General features: G+C 60.6%; 23 protein-coding genes. 16 read left to right on the top strand and 7 right to left on the bottom strand.

The features are described 5' to 3' along the window. Window positions 1–72: 72 nt before the first annotated feature. The 6 genes from hemC to P406_RS06235 all read left to right on the top strand — a co-directional run bounded on the left by hemC (window position 73) and on the right by P406_RS06235 (window position 5,591). A complete protein-coding gene (hemC, locus tag P406_RS06260; RefSeq protein ID WP_003318426.1) occupies window positions 73–1,014 on the top strand; it encodes a hydroxymethylbilane synthase in 942 nt (313 codons plus the stop codon). Further along, entirely contained in the window at window positions 1,011–1,784 is a 774-nt protein-coding gene (locus P406_RS06255; RefSeq protein ID WP_046235679.1) for a uroporphyrinogen-III synthase, read from the top strand. Before hemC ends, P406_RS06255 begins: the two co-directional genes overlap by 4 nt. A 53-nt stretch (window positions 1,785–1,837) precedes the next feature. After that, window positions 1,838–2,959, top strand: a complete 1,122-nt coding sequence (locus P406_RS06250; protein WP_046235732.1) for a uroporphyrinogen-III C-methyltransferase — start codon at window positions 1,838–1,840, stop codon at window positions 2,957–2,959. Further along, window positions 2,956–4,200, top strand: a complete 1,245-nt coding sequence (locus P406_RS06245; RefSeq protein ID WP_046235678.1) for a heme biosynthesis protein HemY — start codon at window positions 2,956–2,958, stop codon at window positions 4,198–4,200. Before P406_RS06250 ends, P406_RS06245 begins: the two co-directional genes overlap by 4 nt. A 215-nt stretch (window positions 4,201–4,415) precedes the next feature. Continuing rightward, window positions 4,416–4,943 carry a disulfide bond formation protein B gene (locus tag P406_RS06240; protein WP_046235677.1) on the top strand — a complete coding sequence of 176 codons (528 nt, stop codon included), beginning with the start codon at window positions 4,416–4,418 and terminating at the stop codon, window positions 4,941–4,943. Between the two features lie 174 nt (window positions 4,944–5,117). Then, window positions 5,118–5,591, top strand: coding sequence for an Rsd/AlgQ family anti-sigma factor (locus P406_RS06235; RefSeq protein ID WP_003340038.1), 474 nt, complete (start codon window positions 5,118–5,120; stop codon window positions 5,589–5,591). A gap of 78 nt (window positions 5,592–5,669) precedes the next feature. On the opposite strand, the gene P406_RS06230 is transcribed toward P406_RS06235, so the two are convergent. After that, window positions 5,670–6,347: an FKBP-type peptidyl-prolyl cis-trans isomerase gene (locus P406_RS06230; RefSeq protein WP_003413829.1), complete on the bottom strand. Its 678-nt coding sequence runs from the start codon at window positions 6,345–6,347 to the stop codon at window positions 5,670–5,672. Window positions 6,348–6,563: 216 nt separating this feature from the next. Between P406_RS06230 and P406_RS06225 the strand changes: the two genes are divergently transcribed. Beyond that, the gene (locus P406_RS06225; RefSeq protein WP_046235676.1) at window positions 6,564–7,550 is read left to right on the top strand and encodes an AlgP family protein; all 987 of its coding nucleotides are present in this window, start codon (window positions 6,564–6,566) and stop codon (window positions 7,548–7,550) included. Here P406_RS06225 and P406_RS06220 read toward each other — a convergent pair. Then, complete coding sequence (locus tag P406_RS06220) at window positions 7,547–8,023, bottom strand: TIGR02444 family protein (RefSeq protein WP_046235731.1); 477 nt, start codon at window positions 8,021–8,023, stop codon at window positions 7,547–7,549. The genes P406_RS06225 and P406_RS06220 overlap by 4 nt on opposite strands. 46 nt (window positions 8,024–8,069) lie before the next feature. On the opposite strand from P406_RS06220, the gene P406_RS06215 reads away from it, so the two are divergent. The 6 genes from P406_RS06215 to P406_RS06190 all read left to right on the top strand — a co-directional run bounded on the left by P406_RS06215 (window position 8,070) and on the right by P406_RS06190 (window position 14,143). After that, window positions 8,070–9,980, top strand: a complete 1,911-nt coding sequence (locus P406_RS06215; protein WP_024663565.1) for an ATP-binding cassette domain-containing protein — start codon at window positions 8,070–8,072, stop codon at window positions 9,978–9,980. A gap of 16 nt (window positions 9,981–9,996) precedes the next feature. Next, window positions 9,997–10,590, top strand: a complete 594-nt coding sequence (locus tag P406_RS06210) for a mechanosensitive ion channel family protein (protein ID WP_003421571.1) — start codon at window positions 9,997–9,999, stop codon at window positions 10,588–10,590. Between the two features lie 67 nt (window positions 10,591–10,657). Beyond that, window positions 10,658–11,290 carry a LysE family transporter gene (locus P406_RS06205; protein ID WP_046235675.1) on the top strand — a complete coding sequence of 211 codons (633 nt, stop codon included), beginning with the start codon at window positions 10,658–10,660 and terminating at the stop codon, window positions 11,288–11,290. Window positions 11,291–11,446: 156 nt separating this feature from the next. Further along, on the top strand, window positions 11,447–13,345 hold the full coding sequence (locus P406_RS06200) for a cytochrome c/FTR1 family iron permease (protein WP_046235674.1): 1,899 nt from the start codon (window positions 11,447–11,449) through the stop codon (window positions 13,343–13,345). Between the two features lie 209 nt (window positions 13,346–13,554). Next, entirely contained in the window at window positions 13,555–13,782 is a 228-nt protein-coding gene (locus P406_RS06195) for a hypothetical protein (protein WP_003367743.1), read from the top strand. Window positions 13,783–13,867: 85 nt separating this feature from the next. Continuing rightward, window positions 13,868–14,143, top strand: coding sequence for a hypothetical protein (locus P406_RS06190; protein WP_046235673.1), 276 nt, complete (start codon window positions 13,868–13,870; stop codon window positions 14,141–14,143). Between the two features lie 62 nt (window positions 14,144–14,205). Here P406_RS06190 and P406_RS06185 read toward each other — a convergent pair whose 3' ends face one another. Further along, entirely contained in the window at window positions 14,206–14,493 is a 288-nt protein-coding gene (locus P406_RS06185) for a YheV family putative zinc ribbon protein (protein WP_003340062.1), read from the bottom strand. Then, window positions 14,490–16,577, bottom strand: a complete 2,088-nt coding sequence (gene prlC / locus P406_RS06180; protein WP_162234420.1) for an oligopeptidase A — start codon at window positions 16,575–16,577, stop codon at window positions 14,490–14,492. The genes P406_RS06185 and prlC overlap by 4 nt, the downstream gene beginning before the upstream one ends. A 76-nt stretch (window positions 16,578–16,653) precedes the next feature. On the opposite strand from prlC, the gene P406_RS06175 reads away from it, so the two are divergent. Next, window positions 16,654–17,199 carry a gamma carbonic anhydrase family protein gene (locus P406_RS06175; protein ID WP_003413811.1) on the top strand — a complete coding sequence of 182 codons (546 nt, stop codon included), beginning with the start codon at window positions 16,654–16,656 and terminating at the stop codon, window positions 17,197–17,199. A gap of 171 nt (window positions 17,200–17,370) precedes the next feature. Here the strand turns inward: P406_RS06175 and P406_RS06170 are convergent, their stop codons facing one another. Beyond that, window positions 17,371–18,426: an aminopeptidase gene (locus P406_RS06170; protein ID WP_046235671.1), complete on the bottom strand. Its 1,056-nt coding sequence runs from the start codon at window positions 18,424–18,426 to the stop codon at window positions 17,371–17,373. A gap of 288 nt (window positions 18,427–18,714) precedes the next feature. Between P406_RS06170 and P406_RS06165 the strand changes: the two genes are divergently transcribed. Together P406_RS06165 and P406_RS06160 are read left to right on the top strand one after the other, a co-directional pair. Next, on the top strand, window positions 18,715–19,383 hold the full coding sequence (locus tag P406_RS06165) for a hypothetical protein (protein ID WP_046235670.1): 669 nt from the start codon (window positions 18,715–18,717) through the stop codon (window positions 19,381–19,383). A gap of 16 nt (window positions 19,384–19,399) precedes the next feature. Next, the gene (locus tag P406_RS06160) at window positions 19,400–19,834 is read left to right on the top strand and encodes a PA0061/PA0062 family lipoprotein (RefSeq protein ID WP_082100720.1); all 435 of its coding nucleotides are present in this window, start codon (window positions 19,400–19,402) and stop codon (window positions 19,832–19,834) included. On the opposite strand, the gene P406_RS06155 is transcribed toward P406_RS06160, so the two are convergent. Together P406_RS06155 and P406_RS06150 are read right to left on the bottom strand one after the other, a co-directional pair. Continuing rightward, on the bottom strand, window positions 19,835–20,068 hold the full coding sequence (locus P406_RS06155) for a DUF1161 domain-containing protein (RefSeq protein WP_003318449.1): 234 nt from the start codon (window positions 20,066–20,068) through the stop codon (window positions 19,835–19,837). A 118-nt stretch (window positions 20,069–20,186) separates the two neighbouring features. Then, entirely contained in the window at window positions 20,187–20,618 is a 432-nt protein-coding gene (locus P406_RS06150; protein WP_029571825.1) for an OsmC family protein, read from the bottom strand. Window positions 20,619–20,630 lie beyond the last annotated feature (12 nt).

Raw genomic sequence — 20,630 nt, 5'->3', positions numbered from 1 at the left:
TCAGCGCTGAAGCCGCCCTGACCAGGATTGAGCTGTTATTATCCGTCGCATTCACTCAGTACGGATTGTTCAATGTCCTCTCGCGAAATCCGCATCGCCACTCGCAAAAGCGCGCTGGCACTCTGGCAGGCAGAATACGTCAAGGCCCGCCTGGAACAGGCCCACCCCGGCCTGCTCGTGACGCTGGTGCCCATGGTCAGCCGTGGCGACAAACTGCTCGACTCCCCGCTGTCGAAAATCGGTGGCAAAGGGCTGTTCGTCAAGGAGCTGGAAACCGCGCTCCTGGAAAACAACGCCGACATCGCCGTGCATTCGATGAAAGACGTGCCGATGGATTTTCCACAAGGCCTGGGCCTGTTCTGCATCTGCGAGCGTGAAGACCCGCGCGATGCATTCGTCTCCAACACCTTCGCCAGCCTGGACCAGTTGCCGGCGGGCAGCATTGTCGGCACCTCCAGCCTGCGCCGTCAGGCCCAGTTGCTCGCGCGTCGACCCGATCTGCAGATCCGTTTCCTGCGCGGCAACGTCAATACCCGTCTGGCCAAGCTGGATGCCGGCGAATACGACGCCATCATCCTCGCTGCCGCTGGCCTGATCCGCCTGGGTTTCGAAGACCGCATCACCTCGGCGATCAGCGTCGATGACAGCCTGCCAGCCGGTGGCCAGGGCGCGGTGGGTATCGAATGCCGCAGCGTCGACGCCGAAATTCATGCACTGCTTGCCCCTCTGCATCACGAAGACACCGCCGTGCGCGTGATTGCCGAGCGTTCGCTGAACAAGCACCTCAACGGTGGCTGTCAGGTGCCGATTGCCTGCTACGCCGTGCTGGAAGGCGATGACGTCTGGTTGCGCGGCCTGGTGGGCGATCCGTCCGGCAGCGTGTTGCTGCACGCGGACGCTCGGGCACCCCAGACATCCGCCCAGGCACTGGGTGTGCAGGTGGCCGAAGCGCTGCTGGAGCAGGGCGCCGCCGACATCCTGAAAGCGGTCTACGGCGAGGCCAATAACGAATGAATGGCTGGCGTCTGCTGCTGACCCGCCCGGCCGAAGAGTCGGCAGCGCTGGCCAGGGTGCTGGCCGAGGACGGTATCTTCAGCAGCAGCCTGCCCCTGCTTGAAACCGAGCCGTTGCCCTTGACGCCTGCACAGCGTTCGATCATTTTCGAGCTGCTCAATTATTGTGCAGTGATCGTGGTCAGCAAACCTGCCGCGCGACTGGCCATCGAACTGATCGACGAAGTATGGCCGCAACCGCCCTTGCAACCCTGGTTCAGTGTGGGTTCAGCAACCGGGCAGATACTGCTCGATTACGGGCTTGATGCGAGCTGGCCGGAGCAGGGCGACGACAGCGAAGCCTTGCTTGAACTGCCGCGCCTCAAACAGGCGATTGCCGTACCGGGAAGCCGTGTGTTGATCATGCGCGGCGACGAGGGGCGCGAGCTGTTGGCCGAGCAACTGCGCGCGCTGGGGGTGGGCGTTGATTACCTGCCGCTGTATCGTCGCTACCTGCCGCAGCATGCGCCCGGCGCCCTGGCGCAACGTGTCGCGGTGGAACGCTTGAACGGGCTGGTGGTCAGCAGTGGGCAGGGTTTTGAACATTTGCTTCAGTTGGCGGGGGATTCATGGCCGGACCTGGCCGATCTGCCGCTTTTTGTACCGAGCCCCAGGGTTGCCAGCATTGCGCGGGCAGCCGGAGCAAGGACCGTTATTGATTGTCGTGGCGCCAGCGCCACGGCATTGCTGGCAGCGTTGCGGGAACAACCTCAGCCTGCCGTCAAGGCGTAATGATCGACACCTGTCGTTTACGCTATTACGCCAAAATGCAAAGGATGGGATACGTGAGCGAAACAGCCTTGCCTAAAGACGAAGAATCGGTGTTGAAAACGCCTGCATCCAAGCCTGAGCCAGTCCGCACCGAGCGCACCGGCAGCCGTAACAGTGGCCTGGTGTTCCTGGCCTTGCTGCTGGCAATTGCCGGTATCGCCGTCGCCGGCTGGGGAGTCTGGCAACTGCGCATGTTGCAGGCCGGGCACCAGCAACAGCGCGGACAGGTCGAGGACATCGCCGAACAGACTCTGGTGCTGGCGCAGAATGACCAGCAACTGAGCGCACGCATCGCGCAATTCCCGCCCGCCAATCAGCTGGAAGACAGTCAACGTCTGGTCGCGCAACTGCAAGGCGATCAGCAACGCCTCAGCCAGCGACTCGAAACCGTACTGGGGGCGAGCCGCAAGGACTGGCGTCTGGCCGAGGCCGAGCATCTGCTGCGTCTGGCCAGCCTGCGCCTTTCAGCGCTGCAGGACATCAACAGCGCGCAGGCGCTGGTTCAGGGTGCCGACGAAATTCTGCGCGAGCAGGACGATCCGGGCTCCTTCGCGGCCCGCGAGCAACTGGCCAAGAGCCTTGCCGCCCTGCGCAGCGTCGAGCAGCCGGACCGTACCGGGCTGTTTCTGCAACTGGCTGCTCTGCGTGAGCAGGCTGTGCAGCTCAACAAGCTGGCTCCCGAATACGAAGACAAAGGCGAGTCACTGTTGGGGCTGACCGCCGACAAGACCGAAACCAGCCGCTGGTCACAGTGGTGGGACGAGATCTCCCATTACTTCCGCATCGATTTCAACGCCGACAAGGACATCCGCCCGGTACTCGCCGGCCAGAGCCTTTCGCAGGTGCGTCTGGCCCTGAGCCTGGCGTTGGAGCAGGCGCAGTGGGCAGCGCTTAACGGCGAGCCCGAGGTTTACTCCAAGGCCATCACCGAAGCGCAAAGCGTTCTGAAAGCCAACTTCGATCAGGACGACCCACAGGGCAAGGCGCTCGGCCAAGGGCTTGATGCCGTTGCCAGCCAGCCGGTATCGGTGAAGACACCGGATCTGGCACCGACCCTGAGCGCCGTGCAGGCCTACCTTGAACGCCGTCACGCTGCCGGCCAGCCAGCCGAGGCGCAACAGGGGACCAGCCGATGAAGCGCTTCTATGTGCTGTTATTCATCGCGATCGCCGCTGCGGCGCTGATCGGGGTCGCCATCGCCGAGCATTCCGGCTATGTCCTTATCGCCTACCAGAACTTCCGCTATGAATCGAGCCTGTGGGCAACCCTGGCGTTGCTGGTCGTTGCACTGCTGGTGATCGCGCTGCTGAGGCTGCTGATCACCCTGTTGACGACCTCAGGCCGCGTGGTCAACCCATGGTCGCGCCGCAACCGCCGCCGTCGCGTGCAAATAGCTATCGAGCAAGGCCAGATGGATCTTGCCGAAGGCCGCTGGTCCAGCGCCCAGCGTCATCTGCAACGCGCGGCCGAAGCCGACACTCATCCGCTGCTCTACTACATCGGCGCTGCACGTGCTGCCAACGAGCAGGGTCGTTACGAAGATTGCGACGCCTTGCTGGAGCGCGCGCTCGAGCGTCAGCCACAAGCCGAGCTGGCGATTGCACTGAATCACGCTCAACTGCAGCAGGACCGTGGCGACACCGAAGGTGCGCTGACCACACTGCTGGCCATGAAAGAGCGTCATCCGCACAACCCACAGGTGCTTCGTCAGCTGCAACGCCTCTATCAGCAGCGTGGTGACTGGTCCGATGTGGTGCGCCTGATGCCGGAGCTGCGCAAGGACAAGGTCCTGCCACCCAAGGAGCTGGCCGAGCTGGAACGCCGCGCCTGGGGCGAGAACCTGAGCCTGGCGGCGTACCGCGAAGGGATCGAAGGCGCACCGACCGGTCTGCCTTCCCTGGAAAGCGCCTGGCAGGGACTGGGTTCCGCGCAACGCCAGGAGCCGCAACTGGTGCTGGCGTATGCCGATCAATTGCGCCGTCTGGGTGCCGAAGCTCAGGCTGAAGAGGTGCTTCGTAGCGCCCTCAAGCGCGAGTACAACAGCCATCTGGCGCGCCTGTACGGGCTGGTTCGCGGCAGTGACCCGCTGAAGCAGCTGCAAACGGCGGAAGGCTGGCTCAAGCACCATCCTGCTGATCCAAGCCTGTTGCTGAGCCTGGGACGTATCTGTCTGCAAGGCCGCCTGTGGGGCAAGGCGCGGGATTATCTGGAGAGCAGTCTGCGCATGGAACGCAATCCCGAAACGTGCGCCGAGCTGGCTCGTCTGCTGGGCCAACTGGGTGAGACGGATCGCAGCAATCAGCTGTTTCAGGAAGGCCTGGGCCTGCTCGACGAGCGACTCCTGTCGCGGCCCTTGCCGGTGCTGACCAAGACGTGAATCCAGCGGAGAGTCCTCGGTGAGGGCTCTCCGTGCTGCCTCGCCAGCCCGTCAGATCAATGCGTGAGAATCGTCCTACATACATGTGTAAAAGAACCACGCAGCGGTGTGTTCTTTTTCCTCGGTAAACAGCGACGTATCCGTACGCCGCCACCTTGAATGCGCCGCACCCTTTCCTCTACCGTAATCGTCTCGTCCTTTGTTACGGATTTGCCATGTATCTGGCTCGCACACGCTTCCTGTTTTTCCTGGCATCGCTGGCCTGTGCATCAATCATTGGCGTCGCCTTTTACCTGCAACAAACTGTCGGTCTCGACCCTTGCGCCCTGTGCATGGTGCAACGGGCTGCATTCATCGTCTGTGGCGTGCTGGCGCTCTGTGCTGCCTGCCACGCCCCTGGCCCGGTTGGCACGCGGCGCTACAGTCTGGCGCTTCTGCTGGTCGCCCTGGCCGGGCTTGCCACAGCAGGCATACAAGTGTGGTTGCAAACCGCTTCGGCCGATCAATTGATACCTGTTATTACCAGACTGGAGCATGTATTGAGCCTGCTCTCTCTGGACATGTGCATCGACCGGCTGCGAAGCGACGCGCTGTTTTGCGCCGAAATCACCTGGACACTGTTCGGTATCAGCCTGCCGGAGTGGAGTCTGCTGGGATTTACGGGTCTGGCGCTGTTGCCGCTGTATCCTCTTTTCAGCGAATTCAGCCACTGGCTGGCGACCAGAGATCGGGGCGGCTATTAAACGCTTGTATGAACTTTATCTCCTGCGTACCTTGATGGCCTTGTCGAGCGGGCATAATCTGGGCCGCACGCGTCACTGGAAATATGCTGTCCTGACGCATCTATCAGGCCAGGTCCCGGCCAATCACCCGGACCGGCACAGGACTGCATGCCCCTGAAGGGAAGAGAGAAGACCATGCTGGAAAGTTGTCAGAATGCTCAGGAACGCTGGGGCGGAGTGAACAAGCTGATCGATCGCTGGCTTCAAAGCCGTCTCGAACTGGTCGAAGCCTACGATGCGCTGGGCGACACGCCCGAAGCGCTGGCAGCCGACCTCGAAGGCCTGCAGAACTTCTGCGGGATTCTTGTGGATTACGTCTCTGCCGGGCACTTTGAAGTCTACGAACAACTGGGTGATGAAGCCCGGGCGTTTAATGACGAGCGTGGGCTCGAACTGGCAGACACGATCTATCCACGTCTGGACGTCATCACCAAGTTTGCCCTGACGTTCAATGATCGCTGCGAAAAGGGCGATTGCTCGGATGCGGCGGTGGTAGCCCGGGAATTCAATCAGCTGGGTCAACTGCTGCACGAGCGTTTCGAGCTGGAAGACTGCCTGATCGAAGTGCTGCACAACTCGCACAAGGAAGAGATCGCCGCTCAGGCGTGACCGTGTCGGTGACAGCGCTACACGCCAAGGGTGCTTATCGCACCCTTTCGCATGTCTGAACGCCGGTTTTACGCCCGCTTACTGTGAAACCGCAACCAGCTCGATTTCAAATACCAGCGGGGTAAACGGATCGATCAGATCGCCAGCACCCTCGGCACCATAGGCTTGATCCGAAGGGATCACCAGCCGCCACTTCGCGCCGGTCGGCATGTTCTGCAAGGCGCTGGTCCAGCCGCTGATCACACTGTCGAGTCGGAACCACTGGGGCTGGGTGCTCTGATCGAAGATCGTGCCGTCTGGCAAACGACCGACATAACGCACTTCAACCCGGCCATCGGCACTGGGCTTGGGGCCGGTACCCGGGGTCAGCTCGGTCATGAGAATGCCGTCAGCCAGCACCTTCACACCCGGTTTGGCCTTCTCGCTGTCCATGAACGTGCGCTCGGCCTTGAGGGCCGCCTCGGTCGGCGCGTCCGTACCGGCAGTCTCGGCCTGGGCGATAGCGGCGTCATGCTCACGCAGAATCTGGTCGATGCGGTCCTGCTTGAGCGCCAGCGGCTTGCCCTGATAAGCCTGCTGCAGGCCTTCTACCAACGCCTTGAGGTCCAGGTCAGGGACTTCCTGATGCAACCGCTCGCCAAGGCTTGCACCCAGGCTGTAGGCAAGGTCATGGCCGTCACTGGACGCAGGTGGCGACTCGGCGGCTTGAGCCAGGGGTAGCAAGAGGAACAACGACGTTAACAGGTAGCGCGACATTAATGCTCTCCGGCCTGGGAAGGCAGCGATTATGCCTGCGCCAGCGCGAGTAGTGACGAGTCTTGTGACGTGAATTTCACAATGCCTTTGCATCGTGTCGAGCAATCATTTCTCTCAGTATGCAACAGGGACCCATGGATGCTGTCAAGATGCCCTAGCGGCGATGCGCGCAGAAGCCTAGTATGAGCCGCAATTTCGTCACCCAGGAGGTAAGTCATGTCGGCCAAAAAGAAGCCAGTAAATACTCCGTTGCATTTGCTCCAACAATTATCGGGCAGCTTGCTTGAACATCTGGAAGACGCCTGTTCCCAAGCCTTGGCTGATGCCGAGAAACTGCTCGCCAAGCTCGAGAAACAACGCGGCAAGGCGCAGGAAAAACTGCACAACTCCCGCATCAAGCTGCAGGATGCTGCCACCGCCGGAAAATCCAAGGCGCAGGCCAAGGCCAAAGGTGCCGTGTCCGAGCTGGAAGAGTTGCTGGACGCTCTCAAGGATCGTCAGACCGAAACCCGCACTTACATCCTGCACCTCAAGCGTGATGCCCAGGAAAGCCTGAAACTGGCCCAGGGTATTGGCCGCGTGAAAGAGGCGGTCGGCAAGATCCTGACCACTCGCGACGCCAAGCCTGTCGCGCCTAAAGCCGCTGCCAAGACACCCACTGCCAAAGCTCCCGCAAAAACCGCAGCGAAAGCGCCGGTTAAAGCGGCCGCCGCCAAGCCAGTCGCCAAAGCCGCAGCCAAGCCTTCCGCAGTTGCCAAGCCAGCGGTCAAAACCGCTGCTGCCAAGGCTCCGGCAAAAGCCGCTGCCAAACCGGCCGCTCGCACGACTGCAGCAGCCAAGCCTGTCGCAGCGAAGACAACTGCCGCCAAACCGGCTGCGGCCAAGCCGGCTGCCACCAAGGCGCCGGTTGCCAAGACCACCGCCAGCAGCGCTGCCAAACCAGCAGCAACTAAAGCGGCGACCGCCAAACCTGCGGCAAAAGCGCCCGTCAAGGCCCCGGCCAAAGCACCTGCCAAGGCACCTGTGAAAGCAGCGGCCAAGCCTGTCGCCAAACCTGCGGTCAAGCCAGCAGCGAAGCCAGCCGCCGCCAAACCGGCCACGCCAGCACCTGCTGCAGCCAAGCCGACAACGCCTGCACCTGCTGCGCCAGCCGCCGCACCGGCAACACCTGCCAACGGCGCAACGCCAACCAGCGCTTCCTAAGTCTGGTCGACGGCAAGTCCAACCGCGATGCGCAGCACATGCAGCGCATCGCGGTTTTTTTCTGCGTCCCCTTCGGCAAGCTCGAGCAGCCACTCCTCTGCATTCCTCGCCTCACCTGCCGGCCAATCCCCGGTCAGGGCCTCAAGCTTCATCATCAGGCCCTGTTCGGCCTCCAGTTCCAGTGCCTTGACCTTCATTCGTAATGGGGTGAGCAACGCATCTTCAAGCGCCGCGTTGCGCCATTGGTTACGCAAATCCCGCAGCGGACGCACCACATCGTCATGCCAGGGTGTCGCCAACTGCTTTATTTGCGCCACTCGCTGAACGTCACACGCCACGTCGCGCGTGCCCAGCCACACCCCGCAAAGCACCATGCACACGTTGGCCCCGTTGGCTTGCAGCGTCAGACAAGCCTGTTCCACACCCGGCCGGGCGTAGAAATCGAGGGTGAAACTCCAGAGCGCTGAAGGCATAGTGATCCACCTGTTCAGGACGAAGCTGGTAGACTCCGCCGCCATTATGATTCGACTTCAAAGCCTTACCTTACAGCGTGGTCCGCAACGTCTGCTAGAAGACGCCGAGCTGACTCTGCACGCCGGCCATAAAGCCGGTCTGATCGGTGCCAATGGCGCCGGTAAATCCAGCCTGTTTGCCCTGCTGCGTGGAGAGCTGACGCCGGATGCCGGCGACTGCCTGCTGCCCGCCGACTGGCGTATCGCGCACATGCGCCAGGAGGTCGACACGCTCGAACGCCTGGCCGTGGATTACGTGCTCGATGGCGACGAGCGCCTGCGGGAAGTGCAGAGCTCGCTGGCCGAGGCCGAAGCCGCGCAGGACGGCGCCGCTCAGGCACGTCTGCATTCGGAGCTCGACAGCGCCGACGGTTATACCGCCGACGCACGCGCTCGCAAGCTGCTGGCCGGGCTGGGCTTCACCAACGAGCAGATGGAGCGTCAGGTCGGCAGTTTCTCCGGTGGCTGGCGCATGCGCCTGAACCTGGCGCAGGCATTGATGTGCCCCTCGGACCTGCTGCTGCTCGACGAACCGACCAACCACTTGGACCTCGACGCCATTCTGTGGCTTGAAGACTGGCTCAAGAGTTACCCCGGCACCTTGCTGCTGATTTCCCACGACCGGGATTTTCTGGATGCCGTGGTCGATCACATCGCCCATGTCGAGCAACGCAAGATCACTCTCTATCGCGGCGGCTACAGCGCCTTCGAGCGCGCCCGTGCCGAACGTCTGGCCCAGCAGCAACAGGCCTACGAGAAGCAACAGGCGCAACGTGCGCACATGGAAAAGTACATCGCGCGCTTCAAGGCCCAGGCCACCAAGGCCCGTCAGGCACAAAGCCGGATCAAGGCGCTGGAGCGCATGGAAGAGCTGTCCGCCGCGCATGTCGACTCGCCGTTCAACTTCGTTTTCCGTGAGTCCGACAAGATCTCCAGCCCATTGCTGGATCTGTCCGACGCGCGTCTGGGTTATGGCGACAAGACCATCCTCGAGAAGGTCAAGCTGCAACTCACGCCGGGCGCACGCATCGGCCTGCTGGGTCCGAACGGCGCAGGCAAGTCGACGCTGATCAAAAACCTCGCCGGCGAGCTTGAGCCGCAAAGCGGTCGGCTGGTGCGTGGCGAAAACCTCACCGTGGGCTACTTTGCCCAGCATCAGCTCGACTCACTGGACGCCAAGGCGACGCCGTTGCTGCACTTGCAGCGCCTGGCACCGACCGAGCGTGAACAGACGCTGCGCGATTTCCTTGGCGGTTTCGACTTCCGTGGTGCGCGCCTGGATGAGCCGGTGCTGAATTTTTCCGGTGGCGAGAAAGCCCGTCTGGCGCTGGCACTGATCGCCTGGGAAAAGCCCAACCTGTTGCTGCTCGACGAACCGACCAACCACCTCGACCTGGAGATGCGCCTGGCGCTGACCATGGCCTTGCAGGAGTTCGGTGGCGCGGTTCTGGTGGTGTCTCACGATCGGCACCTGCTCAAGAGCACGACTGATGACTTCCTGCTGGTGGCCGACGGCCGCGTGCAGGAGTTCGACGGCGATCTGGATGACTACACGCGCTGGCTGGCCGATTACCGGCTGCGCAACGCGCCGGTCAGCAACACGCCCGTCAACGCCGACAAGACCGACAAGAAAGCCCAGCGCCAGCAGGCAGCGGCCTTGCGTCAGCAACTGGCGCCGCACAAGCGCGAAGCCGACAAGCTGGAGCGTGATCTCGGGCTGGTGAATGAGAAACTCGCCAAGGTCGAAGAAGCACTGGCTGACAGCACCAACTACGAGGCGGCCAACAAGGACAAGCTGCGCGATCTGCTGGCCGAACAGGCGAAGCTGAAAGTGCGTGAATCCGAGCTGGAAGACGCCTGGATGCAAGCGCTGGAACTGTTGGAATCAATGCAGGCCGAACTGGAAGCATTGTCGTGAGCGAGGCAGGCAAGTGATGGACATGTTGGGCTTGCCAGTATCCGCATACTGGCTTGAACCGCTGCTGGTGGGGGCGCAGATTCTGCTGATCCTGTTGGCCGGTTACGTACTGCAACGCATCGTCGGTGGTTTTCTGACCGGTCTGGGCGAGCGTTATCCGTTGCCGCCAGAATTGCTGGTGCCGGTTCGCGGCGGCCTGCGCTGGTTCATTATGGGCAGCGCCTTTGTCCTCGTCCTGGGCCGACTCGGGGTGTCGGCCACGGTGCTGTGGACGGCACTGTCCGGCTTCGTCGCCGTTGCGGCGGTGGCGTTCTTCGCCATGTGGAGCGTGCTGTCGAACCTGCTCTGCGCCATTCTGATCTTCACCATCGGCCCGTTCCGCATCGGTGACATGGTCGAGCTGGTCGATACGCTGGACAAGCCGGGCGTGAAGGGGCGGGTGGTCGCCATCAATCTGATGTTCACCACGCTGATCGAGACGCCAGAGGCCGGTGGCGCGCTGGTTCAGGTGCCCAACAGCCAGTTTTTCCAGAAGTCGGTGCGCCGCTGGCGTGGCAGCGATCTGTTTCCGCAGATGGTGGTTGCAAAGCAGCCGGATGAGCAGGATTAGAAATCGTTAGCCTTGCAAAGCATTAAGCACTAATTTATTGCGCATTCGACTTTGCTTGAGGTGCACGATGGCGCTTGAAACGTGGCTGGGCTTTTTTGCGGCCTGCTGGATTATCAGTCTGTCTCCCGGCGCGGGCGCCATCGCTTCGATGTCCTGCGGCCTGCAATACGGCTTCTTGCGTGGCTACTGGAATGCCCTGGGCTTGCAGATTGCGTTGGTGGCACAGATCGCCATTGTCGCGGCAGGTCTGGGTGCAGTGCTGGCGGCCTCCGATATGGCGTTCACGCTGATCAAATGGTTTGGCGTCGCGTATCTGGTCTATCTCGGCATCAAGCAATGGCGCGCCCTGCCAGCCGACCTGGCCGATGAATCTGCCGTGCGCCCGGTGGGCAAACCGATGACGCTGGTATTGCGTGGTTTTCTGGTGAATATCAGCAACCCCAAGGCGCTGATCTTCATTCTGGCGATCCTGCCACAGTTCATCGACCCGGCCGCTCCGCTGCTCATCCAGTACGCGATCATCGCGGCGACCATGGTGGTGGTCGATCTGATCGTGATGGCGGGCTACACCGGGCTGGCATCCAAAGTGCTGCGCCTGCTCAAGACGCCTCGCCAGCAACGTCGCATGAATCGCACCTTCGCCAGCCTGTTCGTGGGCGCGGCAGGTTTCCTCGCGACGTTGCATCGCAGTACGACCTGAAACGTGTCGGTCTCGAGCCCTGAGCAGACACTCGTTTTGCTCAGGGCAACTGAAGGCTGAATGTAAGATTCTGTAACAAAAATGGACCTCGACTATTGAGTAGTGCCGTTGCGGCGTTAACAATGCAACGCTTCGCATTCCCGTCGAGATTCTGCAATGCCCGTCCATTCTCGTTTTCTTGCCTGGTTACTGTTGCCGCTCCTGGCGTTGGGCAGTTGCATTGCGCTGGCCGACCCGGTCGAGGGTGCAGCCCAGGCGCTGCATCTGCTCGATTACCTGGGGGCCGATTATCCGGCGACCGTGGCGGACGGCAAGGTTGTGGACACCGCCAAATATCAGCAACAGGTCGATAACCTGGCTGCGTTGCAGGGCTTGGTCGTTGCCTTGCCACAGCGCGCCGAGCGTGAGGCTCTGGAGCAGGCGGTAACCCAGCTGAAAAGCGCTGTGGCGGGTCGACAGGACGCTGCGCAGGTCACGCGTCACGCGCGGCAGTTGAGTGCGAAGCTCGCGCTTGCCTATGAGATCAGTCAGGCCCCGGCCATTACGCCCGACCCCGCCCGTGGCGCGCCCCTTTACGCTCAGAATTGTTCGGTGTGCCATGGCGACAGCGGTGCAGGGGATGGACCGGCAGGCATCGGCCTGGAACCGCCCCCCTCGAACCTGCGGGATACCGCGCGGCTGGATCGCCTGAGTCTCTACGATCTCTACAACGCGACCGGGCTGGGTATTGCCGGCACCGATATGCCCGCGTTCGCCGATCAGCTGGACGATCGCCAGCGCTGGGACATCGCGACCTATATCGCCAGCTTCAGCGCACAACCTGTCGCCCAGCCAGCCAAGACCTTCAACCTCGCCGATCTGGCTCGCCAGACACCGGCCGAGGTCCAGGCTGCCGAAGGTCCGGACGCTACCGCCACCTTCCGGGCTCAGCGCGCGCAGCCACCTCAGGTGCAGCGCGGCCCGGCGCAACTGCTGGATTACACCAGTGTAACGCTGGACAAGAGCCTGGCAGCCTACAAGGCTGGTGATCGCGAACAGGCCTACGATTTGTCGGTCGCGGCGTATCTGGAGGGTTTCGAGCTGGTCGAAAGCTCGCTGGATAACGTCGACGCCGATGTGCGCAAGGACACTGAAAAGAGCCTCATGGCTTACCGGCAGTCCTTGCAGGACAGCATGCCGCTACCTCAGGTTGCGCAGAAGCTGGAAGCAGCCAAGGGCAAGCTCAAGGAGTCGGCGGACCTGTTGGGCAGCGACGGCCTGAGCCTGTCACTGAGCTATATTTCGGGCCTGCTGATCCTGCTGCGTGAAGGGCTGGAAGCGATTTTGGTACTGGCGGCGATTCTGGCGTTTCTGCGCAACACCGGCCAGCAGTCTGCCGTCCGCAGCGTCAACATCGGCTGGGGCCTGGCACTGCTGGCCGGGCTGGCCACCTGGGCGCTCGCGGCGTATGTCATCGACGTCAGCGGCGCACAACGGGAATTGCTGGAAGGCGCCACCGCGCTGTTCGCCAGTGTGATGGTGCTCTGGCTGGGGGTGTGGATGCACGACCGTCGTCACGCTGCTGCGTGGCAGGACTACGTCAAAAGCAGCCTGGTCGGCGGCGGCGGTCGTTTCGGCTTCGCGCTGCTGGCGTTCTTCTCGGTGTATCGCGAGTTGTTCGAAGTCATCCTGTTCTACGAAACCCTGTGGCTGCAGGCAGGCCCTGCCGGGCACGATGCCGTGCTGGCGGGCGGTGCCACGGCGCTGGTGCTGCTCGTGGGCCTGGCGTGGGTCATCCTGCGCGGTTCGGCGAAGCTGCCGCTGTCGCTGTTCTTCGGTATCAACGCTGCGCTGCTCTGCGCACTGTCCGTGGTGTTTGCCGGTCACGGCGTCAAGGCGCTGCAGGAGGCGGGCATATTCGGCACACGGCCGGTGCCGTTCTTCGAGTTCGACTGGCTGGGCATTCACGCCGACCTGTACTCGCTCGGCGCACAGGCGATCGCCCTGATCGCAATTGCAGTGCTGTACGGCAGAAGTCGTCTGACCGAGAAGCGCAGGCTGCAGACGGCAGACTGACGTTTTGCCTGCCAGGGGCAAGTGGTGCTCACCGCTTGTCCCTGCTTCCCCCGCAGCGTTGTTGCGATTCTGCGTCTTACCTTCCCGCCCTGTACAAAAAACCACCTGTTACTTCTGCCAGTAGACGCCCTTTTTCTTCAGGCCTAGTGTAGCGAAACGCCAACTCGGCTATCGGGTACTGGCGCATTTACCTGACGACGGGGTGGGTGATGGCCAAGTATGAGATTCGGTTGTGGGCTGAAGACATTGAGGAACATGACCATCCTGAAATAGCCATTGAATTTTACGAAAACGATGACCTGCAGGAACACGCCTGGGTCAGGCTGCACCCGCAGGGAAAACACAAGATTCGCGGCGAACTGGGCAGGGATGAGGAAGTGCTGACGGCGCTGGCGCTGGCCTTCAGGAAGAAGGTGGCTGAACTGGCTGACTGGTAAAGCAGCGTCGAATCTAGCGCTGTCCGCATCGACTTAAACACTGACGAACTACTTAGCACTTATCTTACTGACTGAGGATCTAACAATGAGCAAAAGAGTAGTCAATATTTCAGCGGAAGACTTTAAGGTCCTTGATGCTGACGGAAAAGTTACCGAGGGTGACGGTATTCTTGAGGTAGTTGTTGAAATTTATAAAGATGGAAATCTGGATTATTCAGCTTTTGTGAGTGACCCGAATAAAGACGGAAGTTTTGATAAGGTTTCAGGCCAACTCGATACCGACGGGGACGGAGATCATGATAAGAGAGATGTCGAGTTGATGAGTGAGCTGGCAAAAACATTTATTCTTCTGACGAACTGACTCACAGCTTAGCCAAAAAGACGCTCGAAAGGAGCGTCTTTTTGAGTGTTATGAATCTCAATTCACCCCAGATCAACCGGCTTCTTCAACTTCGGATTCGGGAAGAACTGCACACCCTGAACCTTGGGATCAGCCGGTTTGACCACCGCCTTGTTGACCCGCGTACCCAACTCCTTCGGTATCGAAATACCCTGCTCGTTGAGCGTATCGCTGTAGCCGCAACTGACGCACTCGCGATGCGGCACGTCGTTTTCGTTCCACATCATCAGTTTGTCAGGCTCGCTGCACGCCGGGCACACCGCCCCGGCGATAAAGCGTTTCTTGGTAATGACTACCGGTGTATCGGTCATGCTGCCGCGTCCTCACTCAAGCCACTGTGACGCAACAATGCGTCAATCGACGGCTCGCGTCCGCGGAAGTCGACGAACAGCACCATCGGTGCCTGCGAACCGCCACGTGCCAGAATGGCTTCGCGGAAGGCGCGTCCGGTTTCAGCGTTGAGCACGCCGTCTTCCTCGAATTTCGAGAACGCATCGGCGGACAGCACTTCAGCCCACTTGTAGCTGTAATAACCGGCTGCGTAACCGCCTGCGAAGATGTGCGCGAAGCTGTTCGGGAAACGGTTATAGGCAGGCGGACGCATCACTGACACTTCGTCGCGAATGCCTTCCAGCACGTCCAGCACGCTGCGGCCGTCGCCATGCGTGGCATGCAGTTCGAAATCGAACAGCGAGAACTCCAGCTGACGCACCATCATCAGGCCGGACTGGAAATTCTTGGCAGCGAGCATCTTTTCCTGCAGATCCTGCGGCAGTGGCTCGCCGGTTTCGTAATGACCGGAAATCAGCGCCAGGCCTTCAGGCTCCCAGCACCAGTTTTCCATGAACTGGCTCGGCAACTCGACGGCGTCCCAGGCCACGCCATTGATACCGGATACACCGGCATGCTCGACGCGGGTCAGCAGGTGATGCAGGCCGTGACCGAATTCGTGGAACAGCGTGGTCACTTCGTCGTGGGTCAGCAGCGCAGGCTTGCCGGCAACAGCGGGTGTGAAGTTGCACACCAGATTGGCCACCGGGCTCTGCAACGTGCCTTGCGCCGTACGGCGACGGTCACGCGCGCCGTCCATCCAGGCACCACCACGCTTGTTGGCGCGGGCGTACAGATCGAAGAAGAAGCGCCCGACGTGCTGGCCGTTTTCCTTGATCTCGAACAGACGAACATCCGGATGCCAGGTGTCGAAGCCTTTCTGCTCGGCAATCTCGATGCCGTACAGGCGCTGAACGATGGTGAACAGACCGCCGAGCACCTTATCGACAGGGAAGTAGGCACGCAGGATTTCCTGGGAAACGCTGTAGCGCTGCTCACGCAGCTTCTCGCCGTAGAAACCGCTGTCCCAGCTTTGCAGATCCGGGCAGCCCTGTTCGGCGGCATAAGCCTTGAGCTGCTCCAGATCCTGGGCAGCAAAAGGCTTGCTGCGCTTGGCCAGGTCACGCAGGAAGCTCAGCACCTGATCGCTGGACTCGGCCATCTTGGTCGCCAGGCTCAGCTCGGCGTAGTTGGCATAGCCGAGCAATTGCGCGAGTTCCTGACGCAGGTCGAGTATCTGCTCCATGACCGGCGTGTTGTCGTTCTTGCCCGCGTTCGGGCCTTGATCCGACGCGCGGGTGGCATACGCCGCATAGACTTCTTCGCGCAGTGCGCGGTCTTCGGCGTAGGTCATCACCGCGTAGTAGCTCGGGAACTCCAGTGTGATCAGATAGCCTTCCAGATCCTTGGCCTTGGCCGCGGCGGCCATCTGCTGTTTGGCAGAATCGGTCAGGCCGGCGAGGGCGGACTCATCGGCGACCAGCTTGGTCCAGGCCTGAGTGGCATCGAGCAGCTGGTTGGAAAACTGGCTGCCCAGCTCTGACAGTTTGCTCTGCACCTCGGCGTAAAGCTTCTGCTGCTCGGGCGGCAGATCGATACCGGACAGGCGGAAGTCACGCAGCGACTGCTCCAGAATGGTCTTCTGGCCAACGTCGAAACCGGCGGCTTCCGGGCCATTGGCCAGAGCTTCATAGGCCTGGAACAGTGCGCGGTTCTGGCCCATCTCGGTGGAGTAGGCGCTCAAGGCCGGCAGGCACGATTCATACGCTTCGCGCAGCTCGGCGCTGTTGCACACGGCATTGAGGTGGCTGACGGGGCTCCAGGCAGCGCCCAGACGGTCGTTCAGCTCGTCCATGGTCAGCACCAGCCCGGCCCAGGTCGGTGTCGAACCCTGTTTGGCGAGGATGTCGGCAATCGCGGCACGGTTATCCGCCAGGATCTGTTCGATAGCAGGTTTGACATGCTCGGCACGAATCGCCGAAAAGGGTGGCAGGTCGTACGATTGCAGAAGAGGGTTGTTCGCGCTCACGGTTTTGCACCTTGCCTTGAAGAAACACTCAGCCATCTTAATTACAATCGACGCCGACCGCAGCAACCAAACCCGCTCTACACGCCTATCACTGCCAAAGAAGGAGCCTATCGTGGCCATTCGCAAGTTTCAGGAGCACACCCCAGCCCTCGGCGAACGGGCCTTTGTCGATCATTCAGCGGTGGTAATCGGTGACGTCGAAATCGGCGCCGACAGCTCCGTCTGGCCGCTGACCGTGGTGCGCGGCGACATGCACCGCATCCGTATCGGCGCCCGCACCAGCGTGCAGGACGGCAGCGTGCTGCACATCACCCACGCCGGCCCCTTCAACCCGGACGGTTTTCCACTGCTGATCGGCGATGAAGTGACCATCGGTCACAAGGCCATGCTGCACGGCTGCACAATCGGCAACCGCATCTTGGTCGGCATGGGCACCACCATCATGGATGGCGCGGTTGTCGAAGACCAGGTGATCATCGGCGCCGGCAGCCTGGTGCCGCCGGGCAAAGTGCTGGAAAGCGGCTTTCTGTACGTCGGTCGCCCGGTCAAACAGGTGCGCGCACTCACCGAAAAGGAAATCGCCTTCTTCCCGTACAGCGCGACTAATTACGTGAAGCTCAAGGATCAGCACCTGGCTGAGGGGTTTGATAAGGGTTGAGGCCCGCTATTAATACTGCGCTCTGCACTCAGTCGGCCTTCAATTCTGGCCGAAGGCCGTAGGAGCGAGCCGGGGCGACGCTTCGCTTGTTCGCGCAGACCGCGGTTCAAACGCCCTTTGTGTGGGCGCTGTACCGACCTCTTCGCGAGCAAGCTCGCTCCCACAGGAGCTTCAAGGCATCAACGCCCGCAGCGCCGCCTTGCGCGCCTCGACCGGCATCGCGCCCAACGTCTCCACAGCGCGATAAAACGCCTGCCAGTCGCCATTCACCTGCCTGAACAACGCCTCGAACGCTGGCACCCATTGATCGTAAAGACCAAAAGGCAGCAGCTTGGCGTTGTTCATCGGGCTGTTGATCCAGGCATCGAAACGCTTGTCGCCAGCCCACTGCTCATCCCGCAACGCGCGGTAGTCACGGCGCATCCGCTCGAATGCTTCAGCCTTGCGCGCGCGCATCACCTCGGCCGACAGCGGCTGACGATAAAGCGCCTTGAGTCGCTCCCGGGTGTCGAGCACCAACCGGGTAAACTGATCACGCCGCGCCGACTGCGAAACACTCTCCGGCGGTAATCCCCGCGCCGCACGCCATTGCCGCGTACCTTCCTGCTCGACGAAACTGGCGTAGGACTCGTTGAACTCCGTGTCGTCCTTCACGTAAAAACGCTGATGCGCCAATTCATGAAAAATCAGCGTGGCCAGACGCTCGTCACCCCAGCCCATCATCGAACTGAGAATCGGATCATTGAACCAACCCAACGTCGAATAGGCTTCCACGCCACTCAAATACACATCCTTGCCCGCTTGCCGCTGCAACGCCGCCTCGCCACGCGCCCCGCCAGGGCTGTAATAACCGCGATACGCGACACACCCGGCAATCGGAAAACAATGCGTGACCGGGTCCAGCGAGAACTCATCCGTCGCGAACACATTCCACACCACATAAGGGCGGCCCAGATCCGCATACAGGCGGTAACTCTTGTTGTCCGGCAGATGCAAATGCTCACTGGCAAACGCCCGCGCCAACTGAGACCGGGCCAGATGCTCGCGCAAACCCGCATCCCGAGTCGGATCAGCCACGATCTTCTCCACCGGCTCGCGCGCCTGCAGCAACTGCCACTGCCCCTGCGCCAACTGGCCGTAGTAGGAAACGCTGGAGCAGCCGGCAAGCAGCGTGGCGGCCGTCAGCGCTAGCAGGTGGCGAAGGCGTGGCAGGGAGAATGTGGCCATGAAGGGAAGGACTTTGGTGGCTTGGGTACGGTGATGTTATGCAGGAGGGGAGTGGGGATGTGCAACTGTTATGAGGATTGAAGGGTATGGAGACTCAAACCACGGACGAGCCGGAACGTACCAGGCTGTGCGCCCGTGTAAAAAGCTATTTTCATTAGACACAAACAGAAAACCCACCGTGCAGGTGGGCTTTAGGTATTGCTATATCATCTGTCCGTGGGGGGAGGCATAAGCCAGCTAGACCCTCGGCAAGTGGGCAGACTATAGGGAGATTTGCAGTTGTCGTCAATGTCAGCTTTAGAGGTCGCAAAGGCAATCAGATTATCCATTTCCTCTGCCCGGATTTCGACGTATGAAAACGCAGCGCGCGCTGTGGGCCGGGGTCTTGATGAGGCCATCACCTTGTATGCCTGGAACGCCCTCGTCTCTGCAGCGTTCCTTACACCTCTACACCTGTGCGAGGTGATCGTTCGTAACGGTGTTGCAGACGCAATCGCTTCGGTTTACGGCCCCGAGTGGCCTTGGAGTCCCGGCTTCGAGCAGAGCTTGCCCAATGTTACAGGTCCGATTTTCAAGCCAAAACAAGAGCTTGCAAGAGCCCGACAGAAATGTGGCACAACCGGCGCAGTTATCGCAGAGTTGAAATTCGTCTTTTGGGAAAAAATGTTCACAAAACGGTTTGAAGGCCGTATCTGGGCTCCTTATCTGTACCGCTTTTTTCCAAACCTCGAAAAGTGCTTCACTGTATCTGCCCACCGAGCAAAGATCGCGGCTGATCTCGAACAAATCCGGTTGCTTCGAAATCGAATTGCTCATCATGAGCCAATCTTTTCACGAAACCTGAGAAGCGATTTTGCCGTTATCCAACGCTTGACCGAAACACGCTGCGCAGTTTCTGCAAACTGGATGAATGGCCAACAGCAGGTCATGTCAACGGTTGCCACTAAACCTTTTTAAACAGAGGTACACCTCGGTGCCAAACCGTCTTTTGATACTGATAACCGCATTCACTCTAGCCACCCTCGCCGGATGCGCCGGTCCCTTGCCTGCCGTCAATCCGGACATGGCGTGGGTCGACATGCGCACCATCACCGGCCAGTTGATCATGGGCGACAAGCTCGATGGCAAGAACACTTACGACGGGCGCTACTTTCAGGTCACGCCGGGCAGCCATGAGTTGCAGGTGCGTTATGACTATGAGTACCGCTCGGGCGGCATGGGGATGATCGGCGACGAGTACACCGAGATCACCTGTTACGTCAGTGTTCGTTACGACCACTTCGCTGCCGGGCAGCGTTATGTGCTGGAGGTACGCTCACTGGCGAACAGTGTCGATGCCTGGCTTTACGATGCAGAGCACAAGGTGGTGGCCGAGGAGGAAGAAGAGGGCGGGGTGCACTGCATCTGATCAGCGTCCGTTGAGCTGATAGATGATCTTTTTCGTACCGTTGTCGCAACTGCCGACGATCATGCTTGGATCGGTGGCTTCTTCGTTGCTCACGATTTCCAGCGTGTAGGACGTGACGTTGTTGGCCTGGATCTTGGCTTCGATTTCAGCCTTGAGCTCTTCGCAGGACTTCGGTGCCGCCAGGGCGCTGGTTGCCAGCAGGGTGCAGGTCGCTGCCAGAATAAAACGTTTCATGCTCGACTCCTGATCATAATCAAACCATGCGTCAACCAACGCATGACCGATGAAGCAAGCCAGCTTTATACAGCAGATACAGGAGCGCACAAGGCGCCCCCGCAAGGCTGGCTGTGAATCAGCTCAGCAATGTCGCGTCCAGGGTGATCTTGGCGTTCAGTACCTTGGAAACAGGGCAGCCTTCTTTGGCCTTTTTGGTCAGTTCGTCGAACTGATCCTGGGTGGCGCCTGGCACTTTGGCCTTGAGGGTCAAATGCACAGCGCTGATCGCGAAACCGCCTTCTACCTGATCCAGCGACACCTCAGCCTGAGTATCGATGCTTTCAGCCTTGAGGCCTGCGTCTCCGAGGATCATGGACAAGGCCATGGAGAAACAGCCTGCGTGGGCTGCACCGATCAGTTCTTCCGGGTTGGTGCCTTTGCCGCCTTCAAAACGTGCCTTGAAGCCGTAAGGTGCTTCGCGCAACACGCCGGTTTCCGTGGAGATGCTGCCGATACCGCTTTTCAGATCACCTTCCCAGTGGGCGGATGCTTTCTTGACGATGCTCATGGTGGCTCCTTT

Source organism: Pseudomonas syringae pv. coryli str. NCPPB 4273 (genome assembly GCF_000972175.1).
Lineage (GTDB): Bacteria > Pseudomonadota > Gammaproteobacteria > Pseudomonadales > Pseudomonadaceae > Aquipseudomonas > Aquipseudomonas syringae.
This window is presented reverse-complemented; position numbering and strand designations above follow the sequence as displayed.